Annotated in this window: 13 protein-coding genes; 8 read left to right on the plus strand and 5 right to left on the minus strand. The window is 67.7% G+C overall.

The genetic code is table 11. The features are described from left to right. Positions 1-45: 45 nt before the first annotated feature. Positions 46-270, minus strand: coding sequence for a hypothetical protein (locus ABTZ89_RS30140; RefSeq protein ID WP_351051023.1), 225 nt, complete (start codon positions 268-270; stop codon positions 46-48). 133 nt (positions 271-403) lie between these two features. Here ABTZ89_RS30140 and ABTZ89_RS30145 point away from each other — a divergent pair, with 133 nt between their 5' ends. Both ABTZ89_RS30145 and ABTZ89_RS30150 read left to right on the plus strand, forming a co-directional pair. Beyond that, on the plus strand, positions 404-1,261 hold the full coding sequence (locus ABTZ89_RS30145; protein ID WP_351051026.1) for a helix-turn-helix domain-containing protein: 858 nt from the start codon (positions 404-406) through the stop codon (positions 1,259-1,261). Further along, positions 1,258-1,458: a DUF397 domain-containing protein gene (locus ABTZ89_RS30150; RefSeq protein WP_351051028.1), complete on the plus strand. Its 201-nt coding sequence runs from the start codon at positions 1,258-1,260 to the stop codon at positions 1,456-1,458. Before ABTZ89_RS30145 ends, ABTZ89_RS30150 begins: the two co-directional genes overlap by 4 nt. Before the next feature lie 69 nt (positions 1,459-1,527). On the opposite strand, the gene ABTZ89_RS30155 is transcribed toward ABTZ89_RS30150, so the two are convergent. The 3 genes from ABTZ89_RS30155 to ABTZ89_RS30165 all read right to left on the minus strand — a co-directional run bounded on the left by ABTZ89_RS30155 (position 1,528) and on the right by ABTZ89_RS30165 (position 3,168). Further along, complete coding sequence (locus tag ABTZ89_RS30155; protein WP_351051031.1) at positions 1,528-2,055, minus strand: copper resistance CopC family protein; 528 nt, start codon at positions 2,053-2,055, stop codon at positions 1,528-1,530. After that, on the minus strand, positions 2,052-2,726 hold the full coding sequence (locus ABTZ89_RS30160; protein ID WP_351051034.1) for a YcnI family copper-binding membrane protein: 675 nt from the start codon (positions 2,724-2,726) through the stop codon (positions 2,052-2,054). Before ABTZ89_RS30160 ends, ABTZ89_RS30155 begins: the two co-directional genes overlap by 4 nt. A 121-nt stretch (positions 2,727-2,847) precedes the next feature. Beyond that, a complete protein-coding gene (locus ABTZ89_RS30165) occupies positions 2,848-3,168 on the minus strand; it encodes a hypothetical protein (RefSeq protein WP_351051037.1) in 321 nt (106 codons plus the stop codon). A gap of 506 nt (positions 3,169-3,674) precedes the next feature. On the opposite strand from ABTZ89_RS30165, the gene ABTZ89_RS30170 reads away from it, so the two are divergent. From ABTZ89_RS30170 to ABTZ89_RS30195, 6 genes are all read left to right on the plus strand, one after another. Beyond that, the gene (locus ABTZ89_RS30170; protein ID WP_270952028.1) at positions 3,675-5,354 is read left to right on the plus strand and encodes a BCCT family transporter; all 1,680 of its coding nucleotides are present in this window, start codon (positions 3,675-3,677) and stop codon (positions 5,352-5,354) included. Positions 5,355-5,454: 100 nt separating this feature from the next. After that, on the plus strand, positions 5,455-5,649 hold the full coding sequence (locus ABTZ89_RS30175) for a hypothetical protein (protein WP_351051040.1): 195 nt from the start codon (positions 5,455-5,457) through the stop codon (positions 5,647-5,649). A gap of 3 nt (positions 5,650-5,652) precedes the next feature. After that, positions 5,653-6,300, plus strand: coding sequence for an ABC transporter permease (locus ABTZ89_RS30180; RefSeq protein ID WP_270951980.1), 648 nt, complete (start codon positions 5,653-5,655; stop codon positions 6,298-6,300). 7 nt (positions 6,301-6,307) lie between these two features. After that, positions 6,308-7,471, plus strand: coding sequence for an ABC transporter ATP-binding protein (locus ABTZ89_RS30185; RefSeq protein WP_270952027.1), 1,164 nt, complete (start codon positions 6,308-6,310; stop codon positions 7,469-7,471). Further along, the gene (locus ABTZ89_RS30190) at positions 7,471-8,238 is read left to right on the plus strand and encodes an ABC transporter permease (RefSeq protein ID WP_270951979.1); all 768 of its coding nucleotides are present in this window, start codon (positions 7,471-7,473) and stop codon (positions 8,236-8,238) included. The genes ABTZ89_RS30185 and ABTZ89_RS30190 overlap by 1 nt, the downstream gene beginning before the upstream one ends. After that, positions 8,235-9,233: a glycine betaine ABC transporter substrate-binding protein gene (locus ABTZ89_RS30195; RefSeq protein ID WP_351051044.1), complete on the plus strand. Its 999-nt coding sequence runs from the start codon at positions 8,235-8,237 to the stop codon at positions 9,231-9,233. Before ABTZ89_RS30190 ends, ABTZ89_RS30195 begins: the two co-directional genes overlap by 4 nt. Positions 9,234-9,420: 187 nt before the next feature. Here the strand turns inward: ABTZ89_RS30195 and ABTZ89_RS30200 are convergent. Next, positions 9,421-9,613, minus strand: a 193-nt coding sequence (locus tag ABTZ89_RS30200) for a DUF6474 family protein (RefSeq protein WP_351051047.1), incomplete at its 5' end; no start/stop codon positions are given.

Here is a 9,613-nt window from a genome sequence, read left to right on the forward strand (position 1 = left end):
CGCCGCGCTGGGCCGGGCCAACAGTGTTCGAACACTGTTACGCACTCACGACCACCGGGCGCTGATCCGCACCCAGCAGTCCATGCAGGTGTCCTGGTCGATCCACTCCGACTCCGGCGGAAGCCGCTGCACCTTCCACGCCTCGACCTCGACACCGCAGAACGACGTGACGGAGTCGTGCGGCTCAGCGCGCTTCGCGGCGACGCCGAACGCGTGCCGCCCAACTCCCACGGGCCGCCAAAACCAATCCACCCCAGCCGCTTCGAACATCTCTGTCCTCCTCGTACTCGTTGGTCTTGTGGTCTCAGTGGTTCCGAGACCAATAGTTTCGGTCTCGTTCTTTGTGGACAATCGCCTGATCGATTGACGACGCTGCACGTCCGGGTGGCCTACTGTTTGGTGCATGAGCGAGACCACCCCTGCACCGCGCGCGTACGTTCTCGGCGCAGAACTCCGGGATGCGCGCAACAAAGCCGGACTAGGACTCCGCCAGCTCGCGACCAAGCTGGACGTGTCCCATTCCGTCGTGGTGCGTTGGGAACGCGGCCAGCGAGTGCCGTCAACAGAAGCGGTTTCGGCCCTCTGCGCGGTTCTCGGCATGAATGGCACGACCAGGGAACGCCTGATGAAGCTGACCCGAGAAGCGGTCTCGGAACCACCGAACACGGTGTCGGTCGGCGCAACGGGCGAGGCCGATCAGATGGCAGCGCTCCTGGAATTCGAGCGCATGGCCACCGCGATCACCGAGGTATCGCCGGTGATCGTGCCTGGCATGTTGCAGACTGCCGACTACGCGTCCGCGATCATGAGTGCCGGAATTCCCAGCGGTGAAACCGATAAACGGGTGATGATGCGGCTTGGCCGCCGCGACTTGATCACTCGTAGGCGGGCACCGGTTCGGTTCACGGCGGTCATGCTGGAATCCGCGTTGCACCAGTCGATCGGTGGCCCCGAAGTGATGCTGGATCAGCTCCACTTCCTTTTGGAGATGGGCGAGCGGGGCAACGTCGAGATCCGTGTTGTTCCGAGCGCCGCTGGGTGGACGCCAGCGCATGCTGGTCCGTTCGTCCTCTTGGAGTTCGCCAAGGCCGAGCCCGTGGTGCACTTGGAGCACCACAGGTCATCGGCGTTTCTCCGTGACGAAGCAGACGTGAAGGCCTTCGTCTCCGCGCGGGAAGATGTCGAGCAGTCGGCGATGAGTTCGGAGGACACAGCCGACCTGATCGCTCGCATCATCGACCAGGAGGAGACGCCGAAATGACGTTATCGCAGGTCCCCGTCGGTTGGCGGAAGTCGAGCCGGAGCAACCAGGAGACGAGCTGCGTCGAGGTCGGTCGCGTCGCTGGCGGTGCCGCTGTCCGTGACACCAAGGACCGCGCCGCTGGCTACTTCACCGCGACCGCGCCGCAGTGGTCGGCGTTCGTCGCTGCGATCAAGGTGGGTCGGTTCGACCGGTGAATGCGGTGAAGGGCCCCTCCGGCCGAAAGCTGGTCGGAGGGGCCCTTCACTTGGTTGCTGATCCGGGGATCAGGCCTTGGGCTTGCCGAGGCGGAGGGCCAGGACGAGGCCCAGGGCCACCACGATCACCGCTCCGACGATCCAGGGCCAGACCGGCATTCCGCCGGACTCGGCCGACTGGTCGGGTTGGTCCGCCTGCTGCGGGGGTGCGGCCGGCGTGCCCTTGCCCGGTTGGGTCAGGGTGAAGGTGACCTTGCCCGGGACCGGGTGCCCGTCGTTGGACAGGATCCGGTAGCCGATGGTGTAGGTGCCCGCCGGTCCCAGTTCGCGGACCGGCATGGTCACCGAGTTGCCCTCGACTTTCACCTGGCCGTCGGTCCAGTACGTGCCGTCGGGGCCGACCACGTTCACCGTGTTGTAGCCCTCACCGGCGCGGACGGGCTGGTCGAAGGTCAACCGCACCTGCTGCGGCCCGACCGAGAGCTGCGCGCCCTCCTTCGGGTCGCTGTCCACCAGCACGTTGTGCGCGAGCGCGGTGCCCGCGCCGCCGAACAGCGCGGCCATCGCCAGCGCTGCGACTGCGATCAATCGCTTCACGACTCGTCCTTCTTGGTCGATGCGGCGCTGCGGCTGCGGGCCAGCGCACCGGCTCCGACGCCGACGCCCAGCGCGCCGACGAGCAGTCCGGCGCCGCCGAGCCAGCGGGCCGTGTCGTCACCGGCACCGGCTTCCGCCGCCGGCTTCTCCTCGGAACCGCCGTGCCCGTGGCCTTCCTCGGCATCCTCGACCAGCTTCACGGTCGGCGCCGGGTGCTCGGGCTCCTCGCCGTTCGGCGGGGTCGGGGTGTCCCAGGCCACGACCTCGCCGTTGTCGTAGGTCTGGAAGGTCGGGATGACCAGTTCGTCCTTGTTCTCCGGGAGCGTGCCGAGGGTGGCTTCGAACTCGTCGAACTCGTCCGGTCCGATCCGGGTGCCCGGCTGCGCGGTCCACGTGATGCTGCGCACCGCCTCGGTGACCTGAGCACCGGCCACCTCGACCGGCGCGATCTGGGCCTTCTCGACCTTCGCGGTCCAGCCCGGCTTCGGCTTGGTGCGCACCGAGCTCAGCGGGGTGTCCTCGGGGAACGTGACCTTGACCTCGACGGTCGAGGCGTTCGGCCGCTCGTTGGGAACTCGGAAAGCGATCTTCGCGTGACCGCCCTTGGCGGCTTCCGATGGTTGCGCGCTGACGTGGGCGAATGCGGGTGCGGCGCCCAGCAGAGCGGTCATAGCGCAGGCAGCGGTCAGTGCCGCGGAACGCGCCGCGAATCGTTTTGTCGACATGTTTACTTGGAATCTCCTGTTATTCGGCCGTCGTCTCGGCCGGCGAAAAATGACAGAACGACAACGATCAGGCGGCGAATGCCGACTGATCTCGAACAGGAGATTCCGGGGGCCCGCGGAGGGCGTGGATCCGCTGGTGGACCAGGTGCGCCAGTGGACGCACCGTGACCGCGGGAATGCACACCGTGGGCGGCTCGGTCACGATCCGTAGCGCTCGCGGGCGCCGCGGCAGAACCGATCGGAGCAGACGGGCGACTACGAAGAGTGCTCGTTCCGCCCGGGCCATCAGCAGTCCGGTGAGCAGCACGACGCCGATGTGACCCAGGGTCATCGCCATCGGGGAGAGCGGCACGCCGAGCGCCCCCGGCGCGTCCTGGTGGGACGCCACGAGCTGGAGAAATACGTGAAGTGACAGCTGGCTGACGCCAAGTGCCCCTAGAATGCCCCACGACCCGCGCTTGCGATCAGCGAGTGCCACACCGGCGCCGGCCAGGAGGACGGTGATCACGAGAGTCGAACCCAGATCGGGTAATGACCCGCCGGCGGCCACGTGGGTGGCTACGGACAGTGATGCCGATGTGGTGGCCAGCGCAGCACCGCGCAGGACGCGTAGTGCGCCCTGCGTAGGTGCGAGACCGGCTGCCACAGCACCCGAGTCTAGGTGTCGGTTCGGCCACGCTGACCGCGGCCACGCTTGCCTTGTTCACCCGTTTGGGTCACGGTTTATCGGGTTGCAGGCGTTACGAACGCAGTTGACCGCATTGTCGGTCATTGATCGGAACGTCGTGACTGACGACTGAGAGGAGGGGGCGTCGCCGAAAGTCGGCGCCGGAACCTGTGTCGACCGAAGCAGAACGAAGTGGTGGCTCCCCCGGGGGAAACCATACAACCGAACTGTCCGACAACACTGAGTTCCTCGGAAAGCCGCGAACGGACTGGGTCGTATTCGGCGTCACCGCCGCGATCATGTTCGCGATCGTCATCTGGGGCGGTCTTGGGACCGATTCGCTGAGTGTCGCGTCCAGCGCAGCACTCGACTGGTTGCTCGTCAACACCGGCTGGGGATTCGTCCTGGCCGCGACGGGCTTCGTCGTTTTCGCGCTGTTCTTGGCGTTCAGCAAGTACGGCCGGATTCCACTCGGCCAGGACGGCGAAAAACCGGAGTTCCGCACGATCTCCTGGATCGCCATGATGTTCAGCGCCGGTATGGGCATCGGCCTGATGTTCTTCGGCGTCAGCGAGCCGCTGACCCACTTCGTCTCCCCGCCGCCGGGCACCGTCCCGGGTGGGAGCGAAGAGGCGATCACCACGTCGATGGCGACCTCGCTGTTCCACTGGACCCTGCACCCGTGGGCGATCTACGCGGTCGCGGGTCTGGCCATCGCCTACAGCAGCTTCCGCCGCGGTCGCAGCCAGCTGATCAGCGGTGTGTTCCGCCCGCTGATCGGCAAGCGCAACGCAGAGGGCCCGATCGGCAAGCTGATCGACATCCTCGCGCTGTTCGCGACGCTGTTCGGCTCGGCGGCCTCGCTGGGCATCGGCACCCTGCAGATCAGCGCCGGCATGAAGGCCGCGGGCTGGATCGGCGAGACCTCGTCGATCATCCTGGTGCTGATCATCGTCGTGCTGACGATCTGCTTCATCGCCTCGGCGGTGTCGGGCGTGGCCAAGGGCATCCAGTGGCTGTCCAACATCAACATGGTGCTGGCCGGCGTGCTGGCGCTGTTCATCTTCGTGGTCGGTCCGACGGTCTTCATCCTGGACCTGCTGCCCACCATGCTCGGCTCCTACATGAGCGAGTTCGGTGAGATGGCCTCGCGGGCCGGTGCGACCGGTGGCCCGGACATGCAGTCCTGGCTGGCCAGCTGGACGATCTTCTACTGGGCGTGGTGGATCTCCTGGACGCCGTTCGTCGGCATGTTCATCGCGCGCATCAGCCGCGGCCGCACGATCCGCCAGTTCGTCGGTGGCGTGCTGCTGGTCCCCAGCGTGGTGAGCCTCGTCTGGTTCGCGATCTTCGGCGGTGCCTCGATCGGCCTGCAGAAGGGCGGTGCCAACGTCTACGGCGACGGCACGGCGGAGGCCCAGACCTTCTCGGTCCTGGAGAACCTGCCGCTGACGCTGATCACGTCGGTGCTGGTCATGATCCTGGTGGCGATCTTCTTCGTCTCCGGCGCGGACGCGGCCTCGGTCGTCATGGGCACCCTGTCGCAGCGCGGCTCCATCGAGCCGAGCCGCTGGGTGGTCATCTTCTGGGGTGCCGCGACCGGTGCGGTGGCCGCGATCATGCTGGTCATCGGCACGTCCGGTGGTGACGCGGAGAAGGCGCTGGACGGCATCCAGAACCTGACCTTCCTCGGCGCGCTGCCGTTCGCCGTGGTCATGGTGCTGATGTGCGTGGCGCTGATGAAGGACCTGCGCAGTGACGAGATCACCCTGCGCGAGGCCAAGGGCGCCGAGGTGCTGGAGCAGGCCGTGATCGTCGGCTCCGAGGAGCACGACGGCGAGTTCCAGCTGGTCACGACGCCGGTCGACGAAGAAGAGACCGAGCAGGCCCCGGCTGGGGACAAGTAGTCCCATCGCCTGATGTGGGTGCGCCTGGTTGCCAGGCGCACCCACATCCACAACTAGCCCTCCACCAGCGCTGATCCGGCGTCCGGTGGAGCTCGGCCCGGTGTCGCAGCGCTGCTGCGCCGAGCCGGAAAAGTTCGTCGTGGTGCTGCTGACGTGCACCGCCCTGGTCGAGGGTGCCGAGGGCCCGGCCGTGATCGCCGGCGCCGATGGGCACGACGATGAATTCCAGCTGGTCACCACCCCGGTGGGGACCGACGAGGACCCTGCGGGGGCCTCGGTAAGCGGAAAAGAGTAATCGGTGAACTTCCTGGACTACGTCGCATCCAGGTGGCAATCGTTGCTGGTCAACGCGTTCCAGCACGCCAGCATGGTGATCCAGTGCATCCTGCTGGCGACGATCGTCGGCGTCCTGGTCGGGGTTGCGGTCTACCGCAGCCCTGCTGGGGCGGCGATCGCCACCGCACTTTCCAGTGCTGTCCTGACCATCCCGTCGTTCGCGCTGTTCGGCCTGCTCATCCCCGTGCTGGGGCTGGGCGTGGCGCCGTCGGTGCTGACGCTGGTGCTGTACGCGCTGCTGCCGATCGTGCGCAACACGATCGTCGGGCTGTCTACAGTCGATCAGCCGATCTTGGACGCGGCCCGCGGGATCGGCATGAGCCGGTTCGGCGTGCTGACCCGCGTCGAACTGCGGTTGGCCTGGCCCCCGATCTTGGCGGGCATGCGGGTGAGCACCCAGATGCTGATGGGCATCGCGGCCATCGCCGCCTACGCGAAGGGCCCCGGCCTGGGCAACCTGATCTTCAGCGGCCTCGGCCAGCTGGGCGGCGCGAACGCGCTGAACATGGCCATCGCCGGCACCGTCGGCGTGGTCATCCTGGCGCTGCTGCTGGACGCCGTCTTCGTGCTGATCGGGCGGTTGACGACTTCGAGAGGTATTCGTGGCTGACGACAACATGACCCCGACCAACGGGCACGGCGTGGAGATCTGCTTGGAAGAGGTCTCCAAGCGCTACCCCGGCCAGAAGCAGTCCGCCGTCGACTCGGTGACCATGACCATCCCCGCCGGTGAGACGGTGGTGCTGGTCGGCCCGTCCGGCAGCGGCAAGACCACCACCATGCGGATGATCAACCGCCTGATCGAGCCGACCTCCGGCAAGATCACCATCGGTGGGCAGGACGTGCTCGGGCTCGACCCGGACAAGCTGCGCCGCGAGATCGGCTACTCGATCCAGCAGGCCGGCCTGTTCCCGCACATGACCGTCGGCGAGAACGTCGGCATGGTGCCCGGCCTGGTCGGCTGGGACAAGAAGCGGATCGGCGAGCGCGTCGACGAGATGCTCGACCTGGTCAACCTGGACCCGGCGGAGTACCGCAACCGCTACCCGCGGCAGCTCTCCGGCGGTCAGCAGCAGCGCGTCGGCGTGGCGCGGGCGCTGGCGGCCAACCCGCCGGTGCTGCTGATGGACGAGCCCTTCGGAGCGGTGGACCCGATCACCCGAGGTGTGCTGCAGGACGAGTTGATGCGCCTGCAGGCAGACCTGGGCAAGACGATCGTGTTCGTCACGCACGACTTCGACGAGGCCGTCAAGCTCGGCGACCGGATCGCGGTGCTCGGCGAGCGCTCCAAGATCCTGCAGTACGACACGCCCGACGCGATCCTGGCCAACCCGGCCGACGACACGGTCGCCGGGTTCGTCGGCGCCGGTGCCGCGCTCAAGCAGCTGACCCTGCGACGGGTCCGCGAGATCGAGGTCGGCGAGGTGCCGACCGCGAAGGTCGACGACTCGCCGTCGGTGCTCAAGGAGAAGCTGGGCACCCGTCGCGGCGCGATCGGCCTGGTGCTGGACAAGCGCAACCGCCCGCTGCGCTGGGCGTCGGCCCGCGAAGCCGGTGCGGTGTCGTCGCTGGAGCGCGCGGGCCGGCCGGTCGAGGACAGCGTGTCGCTGGCCTCCACGCTGCAGGACGCGCTGGAAGCGATCCTCACCGACGACGACGGCGTCGCGGTCGTCGTCGGCTCGCGCGGCGAGTACGTCGGCGTGGTCGACATCGACACGGTGATGAACACCATCAAGGCGCTGCGCGACGAGCACGCCGACGACCCGGCCGGGGACGAGTGATGAGCAGCCAGTTCGCTTCGGACTCCGGATCCCGCACCGCGGAGCGGTTGCGCCTGCTGGCGCAGCCGATCGCGGTGGTGGTGCTGGTCGCCGCGGTGCTGGGCTGGGCGTTCAGCCAGGACAACGACGAGGTGACCGCGCGCAGCATCAACGCGCCGTACATCCTCGGCCTGACCTGGGCGCACTTCCTGATGAGCTTCGCGGTGGCGCTGATCGTGATCGCGGTGGCCGTGCCGCTGGGCGTGCTGCTCAGCCGCCCGTGGGCGCGCAAGGCGGCGCCGCTGGTGATCGGCCTCGCCAACATCGGCCAGGCCGCGCCCGCGGTCGGTCTGCTGGTGCTGTTCTTCCTGTTCACCGGTGGTTCGACCGGGTTCTGGATCGCGGTGCTGCCGATCGCCTTCTACGCGCTGCTGCCGGTGCTGCGCAACACCATCGTCGGCCTGCAGCAGGTGGACCCGTCGTTGATCGACGCAGGTCGCGGCATCGGCATGTCCGGTACCGGGGTGCTGCTGCGCATCGAGCTGCCGCTGGCGGTGCCCTACATCCTGGCCGGTCTGCGGACCGCGCTGGTGCTGGCCGTGGGTACCGCGACCCTGGCGCTGTTCGTCGGTGCCGGCGGGCTCGGCGAGATGATCGACACCGGTTACAAGCTCAACGACTGGACGGTCATGATCGTCGGCTCGGTGCTGGCCATGGCGCTGGCGCTGCTGGTCGACTGGCTGGGCGCGCTCGCCGAGACCTACCTGTCGCCGAAGGGGTTGCGATGAAGCTGAAGACGTCGCGCCGCGGCGCGTTGAAACTGGCCTCGCTGGCGATGGCCGGCGTGCTGCTGTCCGGCTGCGGCCTGAGCTCCGGCAGCGCGGTGCCGCTGGCGGTGGAACCGGGCTCGATCAAGCCGGTCCCGGAGCTGGAGGGCGTCACCATCACGGTGGGCTCGAAGAACTTCACCGAGCAGCTCGTCCTGGGCTACATCGGTCAGTTCGCGCTGTCCGCGGCCGGGGCCAACGTGCGGGACCTGAGCAGCATCGTCGGGTCGTCCACGGCTCGTCGTGCGCTGCAGAGCGGCCAGATCGACACCCTGTACGACTACACCGGGACGTCCTGGATCAGCTACAACGGCAACAACGACCCGATCCCGGACGCGCGCGCCCAGTTCGAGGCGGTCAAGAAGCAGGACCTGGAGCGCAACGGCATCGCCTGGACCGCGATCGACTACCAGGTGGACAACACCTACGCGTTCGCGGTCAACCAGGACGCGGCCAAGCGCCTCGGCGTGGAGAAGCTGTCGGACATCCCGCGGATCGTCGCCGAGCACCCGGAGGACGCCACGTTCTGCGTGGACACCGAGTTCGCCAACCGCAACGACGGCATGCCCGGGGTGGAGCAGGAGTACGGCTTCACCGCGGACAAGTCGAAGATGAAGATCCTCACCGAGGGCAGCATCTACCAGGCGACGGCGAACGGGACCTGCACCTTCGGCGAGGTGTTCACCACCGACGGCCGGATCAAGGCGCTGGACCTGAAGGTGCTGACCGACGACAAGCTGTTCTTCCCGCGCTACAACATCGGCATCACGACCCGCGATGAGCTGCTCAAGCGGTACCCGCAGATCACCTCGGTGTTCGAGCCGGTGTCGAAGGCGCTGACCAACGACGAACTGGTCAAGATGAACGCCCAGGTCGACGTGGACGGGCGCGACCCGGCCGACGTCGCCCGCGACTGGATGGCCGAGAAGGGCTTCGTCAAGATCCCCGGCCGCTGACCGGTGGGTCCGCAGTTCCAGTGGAAACTGCGGACCCCGGAGTCCCTCCCGACACGCCCGGGTGCGGGGGGAGTCGTGCGATTTCAATGGAAATCGGACGACTGATTTCCATTGAATTTGCGTCCCTCCCAGCCCTGGGAGGTGCGAAGAGGGGCACCTGCTCGCGCGGGTGCCCCTCTTCGTGCGTTCAGCGCCGCTTGGGGACTCCGAAGTGGGTGAGCAGGTCGTCCTCGATCTGGCCGAGCTCCGCGTCCACCGCGCGGTGCGCGGACCTCCGCCGCTGCGCCGGCATCCGCTCCGCGGCCCGGACCGCGGTCGTCAGCTGCATCAGCCGCGCACCCGTCTTCTCCGCGTACTGCTCCGCGGCCAGCCGGGCCTCC

Source organism: Saccharopolyspora sp. NPDC002686 (assembly GCF_040295745.1).
GTDB lineage: Bacteria > Actinomycetota > Actinomycetes > Mycobacteriales > Pseudonocardiaceae > Saccharopolyspora > Saccharopolyspora oryzae.

Bases quoted from the DNA above. Each gene is read 5' to 3' on its own strand.
- ABTZ89_RS30140 (WP_351051023.1), bottom strand. From the start codon at position 270: ATGTTCGAAGCGGCTGGGGTGGATTGGTTTTGGCGGCCCGTGGGAGTT.
- ABTZ89_RS30145 (WP_351051026.1), top strand. From the start codon at position 404: ATGAGCGAGACCACCCCTGCACCGCGCGCGTACGTTCTCGGCGCAGAA.
- ABTZ89_RS30150 (WP_351051028.1), top strand. From the start codon at position 1,258: ATGACGTTATCGCAGGTCCCCGTCGGTTGGCGGAAGTCGAGCCGGAGC.
- ABTZ89_RS30160 (WP_351051034.1), bottom strand. From the start codon at position 2,726: ATGACCGCTCTGCTGGGCGCCGCACCCGCATTCGCCCACGTCAGCGCG.
- ABTZ89_RS30185 (WP_270952027.1), top strand. From the start codon at position 6,308: ATGACCCCGACCAACGGGCACGGCGTGGAGATCTGCTTGGAAGAGGTC.
- ABTZ89_RS30190 (WP_270951979.1), top strand. From the start codon at position 7,471: ATGAGCAGCCAGTTCGCTTCGGACTCCGGATCCCGCACCGCGGAGCGG.
- ABTZ89_RS30195 (WP_351051044.1), top strand. From the start codon at position 8,235: ATGAAGCTGAAGACGTCGCGCCGCGGCGCGTTGAAACTGGCCTCGCTG.